The sequence below is a fragment of the Streptomyces sp. 184 genome (genome assembly GCF_045781775.1).
Classification (GTDB): domain Bacteria; phylum Actinomycetota; class Actinomycetes; order Streptomycetales; family Streptomycetaceae; genus Streptomyces.
In genome coordinates, this window is record NZ_CP123230.1 from 3,450,431 (window position 1) to 3,470,573 (window position 20,143).

Sequence of the window (20,143 nt, forward strand, 5' to 3'; positions counted from 1 at the left end):
GCCAACGCTTAAGTCGATCCAAGGAACAGTCAAAGGATCAGGAACATGCGCACGTGGACCCGGCGGTCGAGGACCTCGGCCCTGCTCGCGGGCACCCTCGCCCTGGGGGTGCTCGCCGGCTGCGCCACCGACGCCTCCGGTCCGGGCAAGCCCGACCGGAAGATCACCGTGTGGTCGGAGGAGAGCCTGACCGACCGCATCGCCCACACCGACAAGGTCATCGACGGCTTCGAGGACGAGACCGGCGTCGAGGTCGAGCTGGTCGGCGTGGACGAGAACCAGCTCCCGCAACTGATCATGTCGGCCGCCGCGGCCGGCGACCTGCCGGACGTGATCGGCGCCGTACCGCTCGGCCAGGCATGGCAGATGTACAGCAACGAACTGCTGAACACCCGCATCCCCGCCGAGGTCGTCGACCGGCTCGGCAAGGACACCTTCGACGCCAACGGCCTCGGCCTGACCGCCGACGGCGGCATCCGGCTCGGGGTGCCCTCCGACGCCTGGGTGCAGATCGTCGCGTACCGCGAGGACCTGTTCCGCGAGGCCGGCCTGGACGTCCCCGACGACTACGCGAGCCTCACCGAGGCCGCCGAGAGGCTGGACGTCAAGGGCCGCGACGGGATCTCCGTCGCCACCGACCCCGCCGACGTCTTCACCCAGCAGAGCTTCGAGGACCTCGCCCTGGCCAACGGCTGCGACCTCGTGGACGACGCCGGCGACATCGGGCTGGACTCCGAGCAGTGCCGCACCGCCTTCGAGACGTACGACTCCCTCGCCCGGCAGTACGGCCCGCCCGGGCTCCAGACCGTCGACACCACCCGGGCCACCTACTTCGCCGGCCAGTCCAGCATGATCGTCTGGTCCTCGTTCCTGCTCGACGAGCTGGCCGGGCTGCGCAACGACGCCCTGCCGAGCTGCGCCGAGTGCAAGGACGACCCCGGGTTCCTGGCGTCGAACAGCGGCATCGTCACCGCGCTCCAGGGCCCCGGCGGCAGCGAGCCCGCCCAGTTCGGCGAGATCACCTCGTGGCTCGCCACCAAGACCGCCGAGACCGAGGCGTCGACCCAGTTCATCGAGTACATGATGAGCGCCGGCTACGAGGACTGGTTCGGGATGGCGCCCGAGGGCAAGATCCCGGTCCGTACCGGCACCCCCGAGCAGCCCGAGCGCTACGTCGACGCCTGGCGCGCCAGCGACATGGGCGTCGACACCAGGAAGTCCATGGAGGAGGTCTTCTCCCCGGAGCTGCTCGACCAGCTCGTCGCCGGCGTCGGCGACATGAAGCGGTGGGGCATCGACCAGGGCGAGGGCCCGCTCGTCGGCGCCACCAACGGCGAACTGCCCGTCGCCAAGGCGGTCGGCGCCATGACCTCCGGACAGACGAGTCCCGACGAGGCCGCGCGCGAGGCGTACGAGGAAGTCGACGCGCTGAAGACCTCCCTTGACTGACCGGCCGGCCCCTCTTCCCCCGAGGAACCCTCACCGAGGACACCGCACATGACCACGATCGACAGCCGCGGCGCGGCAGACCCCACCGGCCCGCACCCGCCCGCCGGCGGCCGGCCGCGCGCCCGCCGCCCCATGACCGCGAGCCGCCGCGAGAACCGCGCCGGCCTGGCCTTCGTCAGCCCCACGTTCCTGGTGGTGCTGGTCGTCGTGATCGTCCCGATCCTCTGGACGGTCCTGCTGGCCTTCCAGGACGCCAAGCTCGTCGACATCCAGGGCATGGGGCTGTTCGGCAACTGGACGCTGGAGAACTTCTCCGACGTCTTCGCCTCGGCCGGCTTCTGGTCCAGCCTGGTCACCACCCTCGTCTACACCGTCGGCGCCACCGCCGGGTCCGTGCTGCTCGGCCTCGTCGCCGCCCTCGCGCTGCGCCGCCCGTTCCGCGGCCGGGGCCTGCTGCGCGGCTCGATGCTCCTGCCGTACGTCGCCCCCGTCGTGGCCGTCGCGTTCGTCTGGGAGGTGGCGCTCAGCCCGCAGTACGGCGTCGTCAACGAGTGGGGCCGGGACGTCTTCGGCTGGGACGACCCGATCGCGTTCCTGTCCACCCGGCAGTACGAGGTGGGCCTGCTCGGCTGGCACTTCGACATACCGCTGGCCCTGCTCACCGTCATCGCCTTCGAGATCTGGCGCTACTTCCCCTTCGCCTTCCTCTTCCTCCTCGCCCGCCTCCAGGCCGTGCCGGACACCCTGGAGGAGGCCGCGACCGTGGACGGCGCCACGGTCTCGCAGCGCTTCCGGCACGTGCTCCTGCCGCAGCTCATGCCCGTCATCGCGCTGCTGTGCGTGCTCCGCTTCATCATGACGTTCAACAAGTTCGACGACGTCTACCTGCTCACCGGCGGCGGCGCCGGCACCGACGTCGCCGCGGTGCGCGTCTACGACTTCCTCACCTCGCGCTTCGACGTGGGCGCCGCCGCGGCCCAGGCGCTCGTCCTCGCGGTCGTGCTGACGGTGCTGCTGGGCATCTACTTCAAGTTCTTCGCCAAGCGGGTCCAGGAGGAGGCGTGATGACGCGCGCGCAGTTCGAGGACCGCCTCTTCGGCACGCTCCGCTGGGTGGTGATCGCGTTCCTGGCGCTGATCACGCTGGTCCCCTTCTACTACATGGTCATGCTGTCGCTGAAGCCCATCGACGCCCTGCTGGTCGACCCCGGGTCGATGTGGGTGTCGGCGAAGGACTTGACGACCGCGACGTACCGGGACGTGCTCAAGCCCACCGAGGACGGCGGGCAGGGCTTCCTGAAGCTGATGCTCAACTCGGCGCTGGTCTCGCTGGGCACCGTCGCCCTCACGCTGGCCGCCGCCGTGCCCGGTTCGTACGCCGTCAGCAGGCTGAGGTTCTTCGGCAGCCGCCAGGTCAGCGCGATGTTCCTGGCCGTCTACCTCTTCCCCGCCACGCTGCTGGCCGTCCCGCTGTTCGTGATGTTCGCGCGGATGGGCCTGTCCGGCAGCCTCGTGGGCCTGGCGATCGTGTACGTGGCGCAGACCGTGCCAGTGTCCATCTACATGCTGAAGAACTACCTCGTCACCATCCCGGCCTCCATCGAGGAGGCGGCGGCGCTCGACGGGTGCAGCAGGCTCCAGACGCTGCGCAGGGTGGTGCTGCCGCTGGCCGCGCCGTCGCTGATGGCCACCGGGCTCTACGTCTTCATGATCGCCTGGAACGAGTTCCTCTTCGCCCTGCTCTTCCTCGCCGCCGTGCCGGAGAGCTGGACCGTCTCGCTCGGCCTGGCGCAGCTCTCCAACGGCATCGAGGTGTCCAAGACCGTGCTCATGGCCGGATCCGTGGTCCTCACCATTCCCGTGGTACTGCTGTTCTTCGCCGCGGAGCGACTGCTCACCGAGGGCCTGACCAGCGGCGCCGACAAGAGCTGAGCGGAGAGACGACGTATGCGCAACCAGGCCAGCGCGGGACAGCTCCTCCGGCTGATCCGCACCGGCGAGGCCACCACCCGCGCCGAACTCCAGGACGCCACCGGCCTGTCCCGCTCCACCGTCTCCGGCCGGCTCGACGCGCTCCAGGCCGCCGGCTGGCTGCGCGGCGCCGCCGGCGTCTCCACCGGCGGCCGGCCCTCCGTGCGGCTGGAGTTCGACACCGCGCACGCCGTCGTGCTCGCCGCCGACCTCCAGACCCGGCACGGCCGCGCCGCCGTCCTCGACCTCGCCGGCCGCCCGCTCGCCGAACGCACCGGCGCGCTGCGCGTCGGCGACGGGCCCGAGGCGGTCCTCGACGAGCTGGGGCGCTGGTTCGGCCCGCTGCTCGCCGAGGCCGGGCGGGGCGCGGACGAGGTCTGCGGCATCGGCATCTCGGTGCCGGGCCCCGTGGACTTCGACACCGGGGTCGTCGTGCAGCCGCCGATCATGCCCGGCTGGGACGGCTACCCGATCCAGGACCACATGCGCCGCTCCTTCGCCAAGCACGCCGCAGGACCCGCGGACGTGCCGGTGCTCGTGGACAACGATGCCAACCTCCTGGCGTACGCGGAGCAGCGCGCCGGCTTCGCCGACTGCGCCGCCTTCGTGCTCGTCAAGGTCTCCACCGGCATCGGCGCCGGCGTCGTCGTCGACGGCCGCATCTACCGCGGCATCGACGGCGGCGCGGGCGACATCGGGCACGTACGGCTGCACGACGGGATGGACGCCGTCTGCGCCTGCGGCTCGTACGGCTGCCTCGCCGCCGTCGCCAGCGGGCGGGCGCTGGCGGGCCGGCTCACCGAGCTGGGCGTGCCCGCGACCTCCGGCTCCGACGTGCGCGACCTGCTGGCCGCCGGCCAGCCGGACGCGGTGCGGCTCGCGCGCGCGGCCGGGATGCGGGTGGGCGAGGTGCTGGCCACGGTCGTCACCCTGCTGAACCCCGGTGTCCTGATGATCGTCGGCGATCTCGCCGGCACGCCCTTCCTCACGGGCGTACGGGAGTTGCTGTACCAGCGCGCGATGCCGCGCACCACCGCGCACCTCCAGGTCGTCACCCCCCGCCTCGGCGACGGCGCGGGGCTGGCGGGCGCGGGGGCGCTGGTGGTGGAGCACCTGTACGCGCCCGGCCGCGCGGACGAGCGGCTGTCGGCCCGTACCGGAAACGGGGCCCGGTGACGGGCGGCGGGCCGGCACCCTCGCCGGCGGCTCCGGTGCGCGTCGGGCTCGTCGGCGCCGGCCCCTGGGCCCGCGCCATGCACGCCCGGATGCTCGCCGCCGGGCCCGAGACCGAGCTGACCGCCGTCTGGGCCCGCCGCCCGGAGGCCGCCGCCGAGGTGGCCGCGCCGTACGGCGCGGCGGTCGCCGGCTCCTTCGCCGAACTGCTCGACGGCTGCGAGGCCGTCGACTTCGCCGTACCGCCCGCCGTCCAGGCCGAGCTGGCCGTACGCGCCGCCGCCGCGGGCAAGGCGCTGCTGCTGGAGAAGCCGCTCGGACCCGGCCTCGGCGCCGCCCGTGCCGTCGCCGCCGCCGTCGCCGAGCACGGCGTGGTCTCGCAGCTGGTGCTCACCAAGCGGTACCACCCCGCCACCCGCGACTTCCTGCGCCGCGCCGCCGCCGCGGACGTCACCGGCGCCCGCTCCTGCTACCTGCACGGCGCCTTCCTCGGCGGCGACTTCGCCACCGCCTGGCGGCTGGAGCACGGCGCGCTGCTCGACCTCGGCCCGCACCTGCTCGACCTGCTCGACGCCGCCGTGGGCCCCGTCGCCACCGTCCGCGGCACCGGCGACCCGCGCCGCTGGATCGAGCTGACCTGCGAGCACGAGAACGGCGCCGTCAGCCAGGCATCGCTGTCCGGCAGCGTCCGGCTGCCCGCCGCCCGCACCCGCGTCGAGCTGTTCGGCCCCGGCGACCCGCTCGTCTTCGACACCGCCGGGCTCGACCACGAGGAGTGCTGGCCCGTGCTGCGCCGCGAGTTCGCCGCCGCCGTCCGCACCGGCCGCTCCGGCGGCCTCGACGCCCGCCGCGGCCTGCGCCTCCAGGAACTGCTGCACCAGGCGCTTCCCCGCTGATCCCGTGGCCGCTTCGCGCCGCGTCACACCCGTTCGGGGACCGGTCCCCGGACGAACGCGGCACACTGGCGGGGCACGTTCCCTCACGACCGCCCGGAGGCCGGCGATGACCCTGCGAGAGAGCCTGGCGCGCGGCGCCGCGCCGTCGCCGCCCGGGACCCTGCACGCCCGCAGCGTCGCCGGCGGGATCCGGGTGCCGCCCGGCGCGGAGCGCGTCGTGAGCTTCGGGCGCGACAAGGACGAGGTCGACCTGTGCGTCGGCGAGGACGACCTGCGCGTCAGCCGCCGGCACGGCGAGCTGTCGTACCAGCGCAGCACCTGGTGGCTGCGGAACACCGGGCAGCAGCTCGTCCGGCTGCCCCGCGGCCGGCTGATGCACCTGACCACCGAGCCGATCCCCCTCGCCGCCGGCTACACCCCGCTGTTCGTCAAGGGCTCGGGGCACCGCGAACACCTCGTCGAGCTGTACGTCACCGACGCCGGCGAGGCCGGCCGGGTGCCGCGGCACCGCGCCGAGACCCTGCCGCCCAAGCGCTGGACGCTCAGCCCGGAGGAGCGGCTGGTCCTCGTCGTACTCGGACAGCAGTACTTGCAGTACGAGTCGGATCCGCGCCCGCTGTCGTACCGGCAGGCGGCCGAACTGCTCGCCCTCCTGCCCGGCGGCGACGCGTGGACCAAGCGCATCATCGAGCACAAGGTCGAGGCGGTCCGCCAGCGGCTCTCGCGCGGCGGATTCCCGTACCAGGTGACCCGGGGCGACGACGGCGGCGGCCCGAGCGACAGCGTCCTGAAGCACAACCTGCTGCGCGGACTGGTGGAGTCCACGACCCTGGTGCCGCCCGATCTCGAACTCCTGGACGACGATTTCTCGAGCTGAGCGCCGTTTTCGCCGCTTCGGCGCGGCTGAGGCGGGGAAGTCGTGAAGACGTCGTGCCAGCGCCGCGCGCAGCAGATAAGTTTCGCCCTGTTGGCGGGCGAAAGGAGTCGCGGTGCGCGTGGGTCAGCTTGTCGGCGACCGCTACCGGCTCGAAGAGCTGATCGGGGACGAAGGGCGCGGCGAGGTGTGGTTCGCCGCGGACGAGCAACTGGGCCGCAGAGTCGTGCTCAAACGCGGCGGGTCCATCGGTGAGCGCCCCCGGCTGCTCGGCGTGGCCCGCGCCCAGGCCCGGGCCACCCACCCGCACGTGGCCACGCTCTACGACGTGGAGTTCATCGAGTCCGGCCGGGACGCCGGCTGCTGGCTGGTGATGGAACGCGTCGCCGGCGGCAGCCTGGACAAGCAGCCCCGGATGGAGCCGGAGAAGGCCGCCCGCATAGGCGCGCAGATCGCCTCGGCGCTGGCGGCGCTGCACGCCAACGGCGTCGTGCACTGCGACGTCAAGCCCGCCAACGTCGTCATCACCGACGACGGCACTCCCAAGCTCACGGACTTCGACTCCGCCCAGCGCACCGGCAGCAACGAGACCATCTCGCCGGACCGGCCGCTCAGCTACACCCCCGACTACGCCGCCCCCGAGGTGGTCAACGGCTCGCCCGTGCCCCGCTCGGACGTGTACTCCCTCGCCGCGATGCTCTACAAGGCCGTCACCGGCGTCCCCCACGACGAGGAGGACGGCGACGGCGACGGCAGCGGCAGCGGCAGCGGCGGGAAAGAGGAGGACGAGGCCGCCCTGCGCGAGTGGAAGGTCAGCCAGGGCGTGCTGCGCCGCGAGCGCGACACCGGGCCGCTCACCGCACCGCTCGAAGCGATGCTCCACCGCCGGGCCGACCGGCGGCCCGACGCGACCGAGGCCCGCCGGCTGCTGGAGGAGGCGGCCGGGCAGCGCAGTTGGGCGCGGCGGCTCGCCTTCCTCGCCGCGCCGCGCCGCTACCCGCGGGCGACCCTCGCCGCCGGTACCGCGCTGGTGACGGCGGTGGCGCTGGCCGGCGTCTGGTTCTGGTGGCTCGTCCCCGACCGCGACGACGAACCGGGCGGCCGGGCCCTGCCCACCCCGAGCGAGGACAAGCCGAGCGCCGGCTCCGTCATCGGCGACCAGCGCACCATGGACCCGTGCGCGCTGACCGACCCCGGCGAGTTCGCCCGCTTCGGCCGGAGCGCGGAGCGGGACCGCGACTACGGCAACTTCGACCGCTGCGACGTGCTGGTCTACCCGCAGGGCGAAGACGGCGAACACATCGACGTCCAGGTCCAGTTCGACTCCGGCCCCGCGCCCGAGACGCCGGCGCCCGTGCGCTCGTTCGGCGGCATCGGCATCATCGAGGAGCCGCAGGAGGGCGACGAGTGCGCGCGCGCCCTCGTCCTGCCGGACGAGGCGGACCGCGACGTCAGCATCTGGATCTACGTCGACGGCGGCGGCGCCACGTACTCCGGCGGCCCCGACACCCTGTGCGACATGGCCGACATCGCCGCCAGGACCGCCGGCGAGGCGCTGGGCAGGGCCCGCGCCGAGAAGCGCACCGTCCCGCGCCGCAACCCGCCCGCGCAGGACGTGTCGCTGCTGTGGCTGGACGCCTGCCGGCTGCTCGACGCGCGGGCGCTGGAGGTCGTCCCGGGCGTCGATGCCGGGGACCCGGACGTGGGCTTCGGGAACTGGGACTGCGACTGGTACAGCACCACCCGCGACATAGAGATCCAGTTGCGCTACGACCGCGACCAGCCGCTCTCCGGCGACGACGGCACGGTGACCCGGCTGGCGGGCCGCGACGCCGTCGTCTCCCCCGAGTACGACGGCGAGGACACCTGCACGGTGCGGGTCGAGTACCGCGAGTACCCCGACGAGAACGGCCAGAAGGCCGTCGAACTCCTCTACCTCACCGTTGACGGCGACGACGAGTCGCCGGACCGGCTGTGCGCGATGGCCACGGAACTGGCCGGCACCGCCGCCGGGGAGCTGCCGAAGATCTGAGCCAGGCGGGCCCAAGCGGCGGAGGTCTGCGGCCCGTACGGGCCCGTGACCGGCGGCGGGGAGGGGTCCCCGGGGGCAGGGAGCACGGTGGGGCGGTCGGCAGCAGCCGGCCGCAGCCGAGGGGACCTGCGATGGACCGTATCCGAGGACACCGGGGATGAGCGGGCGCGACAGCCTGGCCCGTGGAGTGGCGCCCGCGCGGCCGGGCACGCTGCACGCGCGCACGGCCACCGACGGCATCGAGGTGGCGCCGCTGCCCGGGCTGACCGTCCGCTTCGGGCGCGGGCCGGGCGGCGACGGCGACGGCGGGGACGTCGAGTTGTACGTCGGCCGGCGCGACCAGGGCGTGAGCCGGCGGCACGGCGAGCTGACGTGCCTGGAGGGCGGCTGGGCGCTGCGCAACACCGGGCAGCAGGCGCTGCGGCTGCCGCACGGCCGGCTGCTGCTGCCCGGCTCCGACCGCTCGCCCCTGGCCGCGGGGTACACGCCGGTCTTCGTCAAGGGCTCCGGCTTCCGCGAGCACCTGGTGGAGCTGTACGTCGTCCGGCGGGAAGCGATACGTCCGGGCGACGGCCCGGGGGGTGCGGGGGGCGCACCGCTGCCGGCGGTGTGTGCGCTGTCGGACGACGAGCGGCTGGTGCTGGTGGTGCTGGGGCAGCGGTACCTGCGCCACGAGCCGGATCCGCGCCCGCTGCCGTACCGGCAGGCGGCGGAGGTGCTGGCGTTCCTGCGGCCGGGGGAGCGGTGGGACGCGGCGGAGGTCGCGCGCCGGGTGGAGGACGTACGCCGCCGGCTGGCGCGCGGGGCCGCGTATCCGCCGGTGCCACGGGACGGGGAGGCGCCGGATCCGCGGGGATGCTCGCCGGACCACCGGCTGCTGACGGAGCTGGTGGCGGGGACGGCACTGGTGCCGCCGGACCTGGCACTGCTGGACGGCGTCGGGGGCTGAGGGCGCGGGGGAAGGGGTGCGGCCGGCGGTCGGACAGCCGCGCCGCGGGCGCCGGTTCAGGCGTGCACGTCGCCCGTCGTCGACGAGGAGATCGCCGCCCGCTGGCCCAGCTCGCCCGGCGGGATGCCGGGGTGGTGCGTGACGTCGTCCGGCGGGCCGCCGGGCGCCGCGGCGCCGAGGGTGAGGCGGGAGAGGAGCCGGTAGCGGTCGCCCCGGTAGACGGAGTGCACGTACTCCACGGGCCGCCCGCGGGTGTCCGTGGTCAGCCGCTCGAAGAGCAGCGCCGGCGACAGCTCCGGCACGTCCAGCAGCCGCGACTCCGCCGCGCTGGTCACCGTCGGCTCGATGGACTGGACGGCCTCGCGCACGTGCACCCGGTGGTGCGCGCGCAGATGCTCGTAGAAGTCGCCGCTCTCCAGTTCCTCCGGCGTCACTCCCGGCACCAACTCGGCCGGCAGATGCAGGTACTCGATGGCCATGGGCGCCCCGTCGACGACGCGCAGCCGTGCCACGTACGTGATCTCGGCGGCCGGCGAGACGCGCAGCCTGCGGCCGACGCGGGCGCCCGCGGGGACCCGGGTGAACTCCAGGATCCGGCTGGACCAGGCCCCGGCCGCCTGCGGCAGCGTGAGCGGCCGGCCGCCGGAGACCAGCTCCTGGGTGATCTTGGCGGGGGCGACGAACGTGCCCCGTCCGTGCTCGCGCACCAGGAGCCCGGTGCTCACCAGCTCGTCCACGGCGGCGCGCAGCGTGGGGCGGGAGACGCCGAGCCGGGCGCACAGGGCCCGCTCCGGCGGGATGGCGTCTCCGGGGCGGCGTGACTCGACCAGTTCCAGCAGGTGGTCGCGTACGCGCTCCCGCTTGAGCACGCTCGACGAGTTGTCACCGTCCATGGCCGGGACCTTACCACAGATGACCACTTACCTGACCAGGTGGTGCCGCCGATGGGGAAGTTGCCCGTAAAAGACGGGTGTTCGCACCCTCTTGACGGCCGCATTGGTCTATGCCACGTTACCTCGGCAGCGAGAGTGGTCAGCTAACCAATTGGTCAAGTTCGTCTGTCCGTCCCCAGCCCCGAGGTGCCCATGAAGACGTATCGCCTCCTTGCCGGATCAGCCGCGATTGTCGCGGCCGTCGGCCTCACCGCCTGCGGCGGCAGCGACCCGGACGGCAGCTCCGGCACCGTCGGCGTCGATGTATGGCTGATGCGCGACAGCATCACCGAGGAGTTCTCGGACGCCGTCGCGGCCGACTACGAGAAGCGCCACCCCGGCGTCGACGTCCGCATCCAGATCCAGGAGTGGAACGGCATCGGCGAGAAGGTCACCGCCGCGCTCGCCTCCAACGACGCACCGGACGTCATCGAGGTCGGCAACACCCAGGTCGCGCAGTACGCGGCCAGCGGCGGCGTGCGGGACCTCAGCGACAGGGTCGACGACCTGGGCGGCGCCGACTGGCTCCCCGGCCTCGCCGAGCCCGGCCGGATCGACGGACGGCAGTACGGCATTCCGTACTACGCCGCCAACCGCGTCGTCATCTACCGCACCGACCTCTTCGAGCAGGCCGGGATCGAGGAGCCGCCGAAGACCCGCGACCAGTGGCTCGACGTCACCGAACGGCTGAACAGGGGCGGCGTCCAGGGCATCTACCTCCCCGGCCAGAACTGGTACCTGCTCGCCGGCCTCATCTGGGACGAGGGCGGCGACCTCGCCGTACGGGACGGGGAGGAGTGGAAGGGCGCCCTGGACACCCCCCAGGCGCTGGCCGCCATGGACTACTACCGCCGGCTCCAGGCGCTGGGGGAGGGGCCCAAGGACTCCGACGAGGCCGAGCCGCCGCAGGTGGACATCGTCGCGAAGGGCGACGTCGCCCAGGTCGTCGCCGTTCCCGGCGGCGCGAAACTCATCGAGGAGGCGAACCCCGAACTGAAGGGCAAGCTCGGCTTCTTCCCCGTCCCCGGCCCCACCGGCGCCGAGCCGGGCGCCGTCTTCACCGGCGGCTCCGACCTCATCATCCCGGAGGCGTCGGGGCGGCCCGACGAGGCGTACGACTTCGTGCGGCTGCTCACCGGCGACAGGTGGCAGAAGAAGCTCGCCACCACCATGAGCTACGTCCCCAACAGGACCACCCTCGCCGGGGTCCTCGACGACGACCCCGGCGCCGCCGCCATGGCCGCGGCGGCGGCCAACGGCCGCGCCACGCCCAACTCGCCGCATTGGGCGGCCGTCGAGGCCGACAACCCGATCAAGGAGTTCCAGACCCGGGTCCTCACCGGGAAGGACCCGCGCGAGGCCGCCGAGGAGGCGTCCGCGGACATCACCGAGGCGCTGGGCGGCTGACGCCGATGACCACCCTACTCTCCGCGGCCCGGCCGCGGCCGGCCCCCGCGCCGGCCGCGCCGCCGCCCCGCCGGCCAGGCCGGGGCCGCCGCGCCGCCGCCGTGTGGCCGTATCTGCTGGTCGCCCCCACGGTCCTCGGCGCCGCGTTCCTCCTGGCCTACCCCCTCCTGCGCAACCTGGTCATCTCCGTGCAGCACTTCGGCATGGCCGAGCTGATCCGCGGCGGCGCCTCCTTCGCCGGCCTCGCCAACTACCGCGAGCTGCTGGGCGGCGGGGAGTTCTGGCGGGTGCTGGCCCGGACCCTGGTGTGGACCGGCGTCAACGTCGTCCTGATCATGGTGATCGGCACGCTGGTCGCGCTGATGCTCCAGCGCCTCGGCCGGGTGCTGCGGCTGCTGGTGCTGAGCGCGCTGGCGCTGGCCTGGGCCACTCCGCACCTGGCGGCCACCACCGTCTTCCAGTGGCTCTTCGCCTCCCAGCTCGGGGTGGTCAACTGGGCGCTGACGGCGGTCGGCTTCGAGTCGTACGACGGGTACGCGTGGTTCGCCGACGGCCGCGCCACCTTCACCATCCTCGTGCTGCTCGTCGTCTGGCAGTCGGTGCCGTTCGTCGCGATCACGCTGTACTCCGCGCTGGTCACCGTCCCCGCCGAACTGTACGAGGCCGCCCGCATCGACGGCGCCGGCGCGTGGCGCCTGTTCCGCTCCGTCACCCTGCCGATGCTGCGCGGCGTGTTCGGCCTCGTGCTGTGCCTGGAGGTCATCTGGGTCTTCAAGTGCTTCACCCAGATCTGGGTGATCAGCGAGGGCGGGCCGGACGACGCGACCACCACCCTGCCCGTCTACGCCTACCGGATCGCCCAGTCCCTGCACCGGTACGACCTCCAGGCCGCCGCGTCCACCGTCACCGTCGTGCTGCTGGCCGTCGCCCTGTTCGTCTATCTGCGCCAGATGTTCCGGCAGGAAGGAGAGCTGTGACGTGAGGCATGCGAAGCTGCGCCGGCTGCCGCTCAACCTCACCGCACTCGCGGTGTTCGCCCTCACCCTCTTCCCCGTCTACTGGATGGCCGTCACCGCCTTCAAGCCCACCGCCGACATCACCGCCGAGACACCCGTCTTCCTGCCCACCGACCTCACGCTGGAGCACTTCCGCACCGCCGTCGGCGCCGACGGATTCGCGCAGTTCTGGCGCAACAGCCTGCTGGTGACCGTGAGCGCCGTGCTGCTCTCGCTGCTCGTCGCGCTCGGCGCCGCCTTCGCCGTCGCCCGCATGCGCTGGCGCGGCCGGCGCGCCTTCGTGCTGATGGTCTTCATCGCCCAGATGGCGCCCTGGGAGGCCATGCTCGTCCCCGTCTACGTCATCGCCCGCGACACCGGCATGCTGGACCGGCTGTCGATGCTGACCCTCGTCTACTTCATGGTCACCCTGCCCTTCACCGTCATCGTGCTGCGCGGGTTCCTCGCCGGCGTGCCCGTCGAACTGGAGGAGGCGGCGCAGGTCGACGGCTGCACGCGGGCCGGGGCCTTCCGCCGCGTGACGTTCCCACTGCTCGCCCCCGGGCTGCTGGCGACCTCGCTGTTCGGCTTCATCACCGCCTGGAACGAGTTCGCCTTCGCCAACATGCTCATCGTCACCGACCAGGACGACCGGACGCTGCCCGTCTGGCTCTCGTCGTTCAGCAACACCTTCGGCACCGACTGGGGCGCCACCATGGCCGCCGCGACCCTCTTCGCGCTGCCCGCGCTGGTGCTGTTCCTGGTCCTGCAACGCCGCGTCGCCGCCGGCTTCGCCACCGGCGCGGTCAAGGGCTGACGGGAGGGGACGGACGTGCTGATTCCCCGCCCGCACCGGCTGGTGCGCCTGCCCGGCCGCTTCCCGCTCGGCCCCGGGACCGCCCTGCGCGCCGGCGACGGCGCCCAGCGGGCCGCCGCCCTGCTCCGCGGCTACCTCGGCCTCGACCTGCCCGTCACCCCGGACGGCACCTTCGTCCTGGCTCTCGACCCCGCTCTGCGCGGCCTCGGCGAGGAGGGCTACGGGCTGACCGTCGGCCGCGACGGCGTGCTCCTGCGCGCCCCGCGCCCGGCCGGCCTGCTGCACGGCGTGCAGACCCTGCGGCAGCTCGCCGCCGCGGCCGGCGGCGAGAGCCTGCCGTGCGTCCAGGTCAGCGACCGGCCGCGGTTCGGCTGGCGCGGTGTCCTGCTCGACGTCGCCCGGCACTTCCTGCCCGTGGGCTACCTCCGCGACTTCGTCGACCGCTGCGCCGGCTACAAGCTCAACGTCCTCCATCTGCACCTCACCGACGACCAGGGCTGGCGGCTGCCGGTCGCGGGCTATCCGCTGCTCACCGAGGTCGGCGGCCGGCGCAGGCAGACCGCCGGCGACGGTGTACCGCACGGCGGCTCGTACCGGGCGGCCGAGCTGCGCTCCCTCGTCGCCTACGCCGCGGAGCGCGGGGTCACCGTCATGCCCGAGATCGAGCTGCCCGGCCACGCGCGGGCCGCCCTCGCCGCGTATCCGCACCTGGGCAACGTGCCCGGACGGCGGCTGGAGGTCTGGGAGCGCTGGGGGGTGTGCGAGAGCGTCTTCGGCGTCCACGACGAGGTCTTCGACTTCCTGCGCACCGTGTTCGGTACGGTCCTCGACCTCTTCGACTCCCCGTACGTCCACATCGGCGGCGACGAGTGCCCGACCGCCGAGTGGGAGACCGCCCCGGCCGCCCGTGCACGCGCCCGCGCCGCCGGCCTCGCCGGGCCGCGCGACCTGCACGGCTGGTTCCTGCGCCGGGCCGGCCGCCTCCTCCTCGACCACGGCCGCGTCCCCGTCTGCTGGGCGGAGGCCGGCGCCGCGCCGCTGCTGCCGCGCGAGTTCACCGTCATGCCCTGGCGCGACGCCGCCCACGGCCTGGCCGCCGCCCGCCGCGGCCACGACGTCGTCATGACCCCGCACCGCTCCACCTACCTCGACTACCCCCAGTCCGACGACCCCGCCGAGCCGCCCGGGCAGCAGCCAGGCACTGTCACCCTCGCCGACGTCTACGCGGGCGAGCCGGCTCCCGCCGACTGGGAACCGGCCGCCGCCGCCCGCGTGCTGGGCACCCAGGCGCAGCTCTGGACCGAGTACGCGCCCACCCCCGCGCACGTCGACCACCTCGCCTTCCCGCGGCTGGCCGCCCTGGCCGAGACCGCCTGGTCGCACGAGCGTGACCTCGCCGACTTCCGGCGCCGCGCGGCGGCGCCGGTCACCACCCCCGGGTACACCCCCACGAAGGAGGAACGACCGTGACCAAGACTCCGCGCGCGACCGCGCGGCTGCGCACCACCTCCGCTCTCCTCGCCGCCGTCGGACTGCTGGCCGCCGGGGCCGTCTCCGCCCCGGCCGCCGCCGGCGCGCCCGACGCTGCCGCCGGGAACCTCACCGCCCAGTACCACGCGGGCACCACCGGCAGCGAGCAGGCCGAGCCGTGGCTGAAGCTCACCAACACCGGCGACACGAGCGTGCCGCTGAGCGGCCTGACGATCCGCTACTACTTCAAGGCCGACGCCGGCGCGCCCGGCTACCGCTTCGCCTGCTCCTGGGCCGTGCGCGGCTGCGCCAACGTCACCGGCACCTTCGGCTCCCTGGCCGCCCCCACGGCCACCGCCGACCGCTACCTGGAGATCGGCTTCACCGCGGGCGCCGGCTCGCTCGCTCCCGGTGCGAACAGCGGCGACCTGCAACTGCGCTTCCACCGCACGGACTGGCAGCCGCTCAACCAGAGCGACGACTACTCCTTCGGCGCCGCGCAGACGGCGTACGCGGACTGGAGCAAGGTCACCGTGCAGCGCGGCGGCACCCTGCTGTGGGGCACCGCCCCCGAAGGCAACGACCCCGGCGATCCGGGCGATCCCCCCGACCCGAACGGGCCCGCCCTCTTCGACGACTTCGACTACACCGGCCACACCGACGCCCGCCTCGGCCAGCGCGGCTGGACCGTGCGCTCCGGCGGCGGCGGCCCCGGTGCGCCCGGCGTCGGCTGGGCGCCCGAGCAGGTCACCTTCCCCGGCGACGGCGCCGCTGCCGTGCTCAACCTGCGTACCTCGACCGACGGCACGGCCGCCGGCACCCGGCAGACGGAGCTGTACCACCAGCGCAAGTTCCAGCAGGGCACGTACGCCGCCCGGGTGCGCTTCAGCGACGCCCCCGTCTCCGGCCCGGACGGCGACCAGATGGTGCAGACGTTCTTCACCATCACCCCGCTCGACGCGCCGATGGACCCGGACTACGGCGAGCTGGACTTCGAGTACCTGCCCAACGGCGGCTGGGGCGAGTCGTCCCACATCCTGTACGCCACCTCCTGGGAGACCTACCGGCCCGACCCCTGGGAGGCGGTCAACACCCACACCGCGGCACGGCAGAGCTACGCCGGCTGGCACGACCTCGTGATCACCGTCGACGGCGACTCCATCGACTACTACGTGGACGGGCAGCCGTTCGCCGTGCACGGCGAGCCGTACCTGCCGGAGACGCCGATGTCGATCAACCTCAACCACTGGATCATCTCGGGCGGCCTCGCCGGCAGCACCACCCCGCGCGCCTACGACCAGCAGGTCGACTACGTCTACTTCGCCAAGGACCAGACGCTGACCCCTGCCCAGGTCGCCGAGCAGGTCGCGGCGTACCGCGCCGGCGGCGTGAGCCACCAGGACACCGTCCCCGGCGGCTGACCGGCGGCTGACGGCGGCTGACCGTCGTCAGGCCGCGTCCGGTACGCCGCCGCGCCCGCGGCGGCGTACCCCTGCGCCCTTCCCGCGAAGCCGCCGCCGTACGGCCCTTCGGCGATCACCGCCGGGTCGTGCGGCGTTCACCTTGCGGACCGACCCTCGGCAGCAGCCGCCGCGTCAGGACTCGGCACCCGGCACGACTGGGAGGGCGTCATGGGCCACGGACACCGCCACCACGACCACCACCGCCGGCCGGGCGGCGATCCCGGCGCCGCGCACCCCGCCGCCCGTACCGCGACCCGCCACCGCGCATGAGCGGCGGCTACGTCCTCGGCGCCGACCCCGGACTGACCGAGCTGCGCGAGGCGGACCATCTGCTGCACGCGCTCGCCGGCGAACTGCGGCTGCCGCGCACCACGTACGGCTGCACCCACCTGGTGGCGGGCGAGCGGCCCCGTATCGCCGTCTCCCTCGCGCTCGCCGGCGCCGCCGACGCGGCCGCCGCGTGGCGCTGGCTCACCGCGCGCGGCCACGCCGTCGCGGGGCTGCCCGGCGGCACCCGCCACGGCCCCGGCGAGGCCGCCGCGGCGGCGGCCCGTGCCGCCGCCGAGCACGCCGCGCGCAGCGTCGGCCGCGCGGTGCTGTACCCGGGGGCGGAGGCACTGACCGGGACCATGACGGTCGGGGAGCTGCTGGGCGCCTCGGCGATCGAGCGGGTCGTGCTGCTCGGCGCGCCGGACGGCCCGCCGGGGGACGCCCGGATGGTCACCCGCGGGCACGTGCGCCCGCAGTGGCTCGACGGGCGGCTGGTGCTCGCGGCGATCCCGGCGGCGACGGAGACGCTGGTCCCGTTCGAGGCCCCGGCCCCGACGCCGTGCTGTACGAGCCGCTGACGCCGTCAGCCCGTACCGTCCGCGGCCAGCGTCCGGCTCGCCAGCACCTTCCCGTCCGCGTCCACCGCGCTGACCCGGACCACCTGTGCGCCGGCCGGCACCGCGACCTCCGCCGTCGTGACGAAGCCGCTCTTGCCGACGGTGTCCGCCGCGGTCAGCGTCCTGCGGGACGGGCCGGTCTCGATCCGCCAGGTGTCGACCTCCGTGGCGCCGTTCCAGCTCATCGCGACCGTGCCCGGCTCGCGCCACTCCACCCGGGGCCCGGTGGCGGGCGTGCCCGTCCAGTCCGTGCGTACGGCCCGGTAGCTGTACGTGCCCTGCGGGAACGTCCCCGTGAACACCGGCTCGCCGCCTTCGAACTCCACCATCGTCCCGGAACTGCCGTAGCCGAGCAGGACGTTGCCGTTGTCCGTCTGCCGGGCGGAGCCGGCGAAGAGCGTGAAGACCGGCTCGGGGGTCTGCACGTCGTCGGTCAGCCGGGCGGTCATCGCCTGCTCGTCCAGCTCGTACACGGCGCCGCGGGAGCGCTGCGGGTCGCTCCTGTTGCCGTTGTCGAAGAGCATCAGCCGCCCGTCCGGCAGCCTGCGCGCGTCGTGCTGGTAGCTGGGCCGCTGCCCGGGGCCGGCGAAGGCGAAGTCGTTCGCCGCGCCGCCGAGGCGCCAGCGCACGGCGCCGGACTCCCGGTCGATCTTGTAGACGGTGCTGGTGTGCCGGGCGCTCATGAGCAGGTCGCCGTCCGTGTCGTACGCCAGGGAGTTGGCATGGACGGGGTCCACCAGCGCCTCGGTGAGCGGTTCCTGGGTCTCCGTCAGCGGGATGTGGTCCAGCGCGCTCCACTCGAAGAGCACCTCGCCGGTGGTCGCGTCCTGCTCCTGGATGACGGCGTCGATGACCTGCGCGTCGGCCTTGCCGCCGTACGCGGTGAGGTCGCGGGTGACGAAGGAGAAGCCGAGCAGCAGTACGCGGGAGCCGTCTGGGCTGGTCTCGAACTCGTGGCTGTCGGTGAAGTGGCCGTTCATCCGGTACGAGGCGATCTCCTGGTAGGAGGAGTTCAGCAGGAGGTACTCGCCGCCGATGTCGGTGTTGTCGTACACGCTCAGCGCCGGCTCGCCGCGGAAGGTGACGGGCTCCAGGTTCATGTACGGGCCCTCCTTCCACCACACCAGCTCGCCGGCGTTGTCGTAGATCGCCGCGCCCGCGAGGTCGCCGCCGACCGGGGCCGGGGTGGTGAGGAGCACGCCGTCGTCCTCGCGGCCGGTGGTGGTCGTGGTGAGCGCGGGCGGCGCCGCGGCGTCCGTACGCGGCGGGGTGCCGCCCAGCGGCGGGACGGCGCCGTCCGGCGCGGCGGGGCCGGGCGGCGGAGCGGGAGCGGGAGCAGCAGCCGGGGCCGCGGTCGCGCCGCCGGCGAGGGCGACGGGGACGCACAGCGCGGTCGCGGCGCCGAGCACCCGGGCCCGTAACGGACGGGGACGGGGACGGGGCCGGTCCTGCGGTGTCGGGTGCTTGCCCTGGCGCATGAAAGCCTCCTGGCCGGTGGGGGGTTGCGCTGTCCGGCCCGTCGCGGGGACCGGGCGCGGCCGGCACAGCGGGCACCAGGCTGGTGCAGCGGGCGGCGGGAGACAAGCCCCCGCCGCCCCGGCCGTCACTCGTCGGCGAAGATCTTGACCACGATCTCGCCGTCGGCGGTGGCGTAACCCCGGTACATGCCGGAGGTGTTGAAGGTGAACGCCAGGTTCCTGCGGGAGTCCAGCGCGATCACCCCGCCGGTGTCGTCTCCGCCGAGCTTCTCGGTCCTGTCGATCGCCGCCCCGGACGCCTTGGCCACCGACCGGCCCAGGTACTCGACCTGCGCGGAGATGGTGTGGGTGACGGCCTCGCGGATGAACAGCTCGCCGGTGCCGGTCGCCGACGCCGCGATGTTGCCGTTCTTCGCGTACGTGCCCGCGCCCACGATCGGCGAGTCCCCGATGCGGCCGACGGGCTTGTTCGTCAGCCCGCCGGTCGACGTGCCGGCCGCCAGGTCGCCGTTGCCGTCGATGCCGACGGCGCCGACCGTGCCGGTCTCGCCGAAGTCGAAGTCCGACTCGCCGCCCTTGGCGGCCATCAGGGACTCCCAGCGCCGCTCGGTGAAGAAGTAGTCCTGGGTGACCAGGTCCATGCCGCGGTGCTGGGCGAAGCGCTCGGCGCCCTCGCCGCTCATCAGCACGTGCCGGGAGTGCTCCATCATCTCCCGCGCCAGCGAGATCGGGTTCTTGATGTGGGTCACGCCGGTGACCGCGCCGGTGTCGAGGGTCGCGCCGTCCATGAGGGAGGCGTCCAGCTCGTTCTCCGCGTCGGTGGTGAAGACCGCGCCCTTCCCGGCGTTGAACAGCGGCGAGTCCTCCAGCACGTTGATCGCGGCCTCGACGGCCGCGACGCTGGACTCCCCGTCCGCCAGCGCCCGCTGCCCGGTGCGCACCGCCTCGGTGAGCTTGGCGCGGTACTCCCGCTCCAGCTCGGGGGTCATGTCCTCGCGCCTGAGGGTCCCGGCGCCGCCGTGGATGGCGAAGACCACGTCGCGCGCCCGCTCGGAGGTGTTGGGGTCGCCGGAGTCCCGCGGATCCTGGGTGGTGCGGGTGCCGCCCGCCGCGGGGGCCCGGTCCGCGGCCGCTCCCTGCTGCGGCGCGGCGGCCGCCCCCAGGGCGGTGAAGGGGATGACCACGACCGCGGCCGCGAGCAGCGCGGTGCGTGCGAGCGTCGATGTCCTGCGAAACATGTGCCGCTCCTCTCGCTGGTGCACGTCACTCCGGCGGCCGGAGACGTGCCCGGCCGCCGGGGGCGAGCATGACGACGTACGGGCCGGATGCCAAGGCGGCGCACACCACCGGC

The 20,143-nt window shown here is 73.9% G+C and carries 17 protein-coding genes; 14 read left to right on the plus strand and 3 right to left on the minus strand.

The features are described from left to right. The first annotated feature begins 45 nt into the window (after positions 1-45). The 8 genes from QBL21_RS14555 to QBL21_RS14590 all read left to right on the plus strand — a co-directional run bounded on the left by QBL21_RS14555 (position 46) and on the right by QBL21_RS14590 (position 9,343). On the plus strand, positions 46-1,449 hold the full coding sequence (locus tag QBL21_RS14555; RefSeq protein WP_407562601.1) for an ABC transporter substrate-binding protein: 1,404 nt from the start codon (positions 46-48) through the stop codon (positions 1,447-1,449). A gap of 48 nt (positions 1,450-1,497) precedes the next feature. Next, the gene (locus tag QBL21_RS14560; RefSeq protein WP_407562602.1) at positions 1,498-2,514 is read left to right on the plus strand and encodes a carbohydrate ABC transporter permease; all 1,017 of its coding nucleotides are present in this window, start codon (positions 1,498-1,500) and stop codon (positions 2,512-2,514) included. Beyond that, entirely contained in the window at positions 2,514-3,380 is an 867-nt protein-coding gene (locus QBL21_RS14565; protein ID WP_407562603.1) for a carbohydrate ABC transporter permease, read from the plus strand. The genes QBL21_RS14560 and QBL21_RS14565 overlap by 1 nt, the downstream gene beginning before the upstream one ends. 15 nt (positions 3,381-3,395) lie before the next feature. After that, positions 3,396-4,595 (plus strand): ROK family protein, encoded by a 1,200-nt coding sequence (locus QBL21_RS14570; RefSeq protein ID WP_407562604.1) that lies wholly within the window; start codon positions 3,396-3,398, stop codon positions 4,593-4,595. 35 nt (positions 4,596-4,630) lie between these two features. Then, positions 4,631-5,488, plus strand: a complete 858-nt coding sequence (locus QBL21_RS14575; RefSeq protein WP_407562605.1) for a Gfo/Idh/MocA family protein — start codon at positions 4,631-4,633, stop codon at positions 5,486-5,488. A 106-nt stretch (positions 5,489-5,594) separates the two neighbouring features. Further along, complete coding sequence (locus tag QBL21_RS14580; RefSeq protein ID WP_407562606.1) at positions 5,595-6,365, plus strand: FHA domain-containing protein; 771 nt, start codon at positions 5,595-5,597, stop codon at positions 6,363-6,365. Positions 6,366-6,483: 118 nt separating this feature from the next. Further along, on the plus strand, positions 6,484-8,394 hold the full coding sequence (locus QBL21_RS14585) for a protein kinase domain-containing protein (RefSeq protein ID WP_407562607.1): 1,911 nt from the start codon (positions 6,484-6,486) through the stop codon (positions 8,392-8,394). 157 nt (positions 8,395-8,551) lie between these two features. Next, the gene (locus QBL21_RS14590; RefSeq protein WP_407562608.1) at positions 8,552-9,343 is read left to right on the plus strand and encodes an FHA domain-containing protein; all 792 of its coding nucleotides are present in this window, start codon (positions 8,552-8,554) and stop codon (positions 9,341-9,343) included. A 56-nt stretch (positions 9,344-9,399) separates the two neighbouring features. On the opposite strand, the gene QBL21_RS14595 is transcribed toward QBL21_RS14590, so the two are convergent. Further along, entirely contained in the window at positions 9,400-10,236 is an 837-nt protein-coding gene (locus tag QBL21_RS14595) for a GntR family transcriptional regulator (protein ID WP_407562609.1), read from the minus strand. 192 nt (positions 10,237-10,428) lie between these two features. Here QBL21_RS14595 and QBL21_RS14600 point away from each other — a divergent pair, with 192 nt between their 5' ends. The 6 genes from QBL21_RS14600 to QBL21_RS14625 all read left to right on the plus strand — a co-directional run bounded on the left by QBL21_RS14600 (position 10,429) and on the right by QBL21_RS14625 (position 17,275). Next, complete coding sequence (locus QBL21_RS14600) at positions 10,429-11,682, plus strand: extracellular solute-binding protein (RefSeq protein WP_407562610.1); 1,254 nt, start codon at positions 10,429-10,431, stop codon at positions 11,680-11,682. 5 nt (positions 11,683-11,687) lie between these two features. Continuing rightward, positions 11,688-12,659, plus strand: a complete 972-nt coding sequence (locus QBL21_RS14605) for a carbohydrate ABC transporter permease (protein ID WP_407562611.1) — start codon at positions 11,688-11,690, stop codon at positions 12,657-12,659. Between the two features lies 1 nt (position 12,660). Further along, positions 12,661-13,494: a carbohydrate ABC transporter permease gene (locus QBL21_RS14610; protein ID WP_407562612.1), complete on the plus strand. Its 834-nt coding sequence runs from the start codon at positions 12,661-12,663 to the stop codon at positions 13,492-13,494. Positions 13,495-13,509: 15 nt separating this feature from the next. After that, on the plus strand, positions 13,510-14,964 hold the full coding sequence (locus QBL21_RS14615) for a beta-N-acetylhexosaminidase (protein ID WP_407562613.1): 1,455 nt from the start codon (positions 13,510-13,512) through the stop codon (positions 14,962-14,964). Next, a complete protein-coding gene (locus tag QBL21_RS14620; RefSeq protein WP_407562614.1) occupies positions 14,961-16,385 on the plus strand; it encodes a cellulose binding domain-containing protein in 1,425 nt (474 codons plus the stop codon). Before QBL21_RS14615 ends, QBL21_RS14620 begins: the two co-directional genes overlap by 4 nt. Before the next feature lie 308 nt (positions 16,386-16,693). After that, a complete protein-coding gene (locus QBL21_RS14625; RefSeq protein WP_407562615.1) occupies positions 16,694-17,275 on the plus strand; it encodes a hypothetical protein in 582 nt (193 codons plus the stop codon). Positions 17,276-17,280: 5 nt separating this feature from the next. On the opposite strand, the gene QBL21_RS14630 is transcribed toward QBL21_RS14625, so the two are convergent. Next, a complete protein-coding gene (locus QBL21_RS14630; protein ID WP_407562616.1) occupies positions 17,281-18,792 on the minus strand; it encodes an arylsulfotransferase family protein in 1,512 nt (503 codons plus the stop codon). A 125-nt stretch (positions 18,793-18,917) separates the two neighbouring features. Continuing rightward, positions 18,918-20,030 carry an isoaspartyl peptidase/L-asparaginase family protein gene (locus QBL21_RS14635; RefSeq protein ID WP_407562617.1) on the minus strand — a complete coding sequence of 371 codons (1,113 nt, stop codon included), beginning with the start codon at positions 20,028-20,030 and terminating at the stop codon, positions 18,918-18,920. Positions 20,031-20,143: the final 113 nt, after the last annotated feature.

Coding starts and splice junctions, on each gene's coding strand:
- QBL21_RS14555 (WP_407562601.1), top strand. CDS start 46: ATGCGCACGTGGACCCGGCGGTCGAGGACCTCGGCCCTGCTCGCGGGC.
- QBL21_RS14560 (WP_407562602.1), top strand. CDS start 1,498: ATGACCACGATCGACAGCCGCGGCGCGGCAGACCCCACCGGCCCGCAC.
- QBL21_RS14565 (WP_407562603.1), top strand. CDS start 2,514: ATGACGCGCGCGCAGTTCGAGGACCGCCTCTTCGGCACGCTCCGCTGG.
- QBL21_RS14570 (WP_407562604.1), top strand. CDS start 3,396: ATGCGCAACCAGGCCAGCGCGGGACAGCTCCTCCGGCTGATCCGCACC.
- QBL21_RS14580 (WP_407562606.1), top strand. CDS start 5,595: ATGACCCTGCGAGAGAGCCTGGCGCGCGGCGCCGCGCCGTCGCCGCCC.
- QBL21_RS14590 (WP_407562608.1), top strand. CDS start 8,552: ATGAGCGGGCGCGACAGCCTGGCCCGTGGAGTGGCGCCCGCGCGGCCG.
- QBL21_RS14595 (WP_407562609.1), bottom strand. CDS start 10,236: ATGGACGGTGACAACTCGTCGAGCGTGCTCAAGCGGGAGCGCGTACGC.
- QBL21_RS14600 (WP_407562610.1), top strand. CDS start 10,429: ATGAAGACGTATCGCCTCCTTGCCGGATCAGCCGCGATTGTCGCGGCC.
- QBL21_RS14605 (WP_407562611.1), top strand. CDS start 11,688: ATGACCACCCTACTCTCCGCGGCCCGGCCGCGGCCGGCCCCCGCGCCG.
- QBL21_RS14625 (WP_407562615.1), top strand. CDS start 16,694: ATGAGCGGCGGCTACGTCCTCGGCGCCGACCCCGGACTGACCGAGCTG.
- QBL21_RS14630 (WP_407562616.1), bottom strand. CDS start 18,792: ATGCGCCAGGGCAAGCACCCGACACCGCAGGACCGGCCCCGTCCCCGT.
- QBL21_RS14635 (WP_407562617.1), bottom strand. CDS start 20,030: ATGTTTCGCAGGACATCGACGCTCGCACGCACCGCGCTGCTCGCGGCC.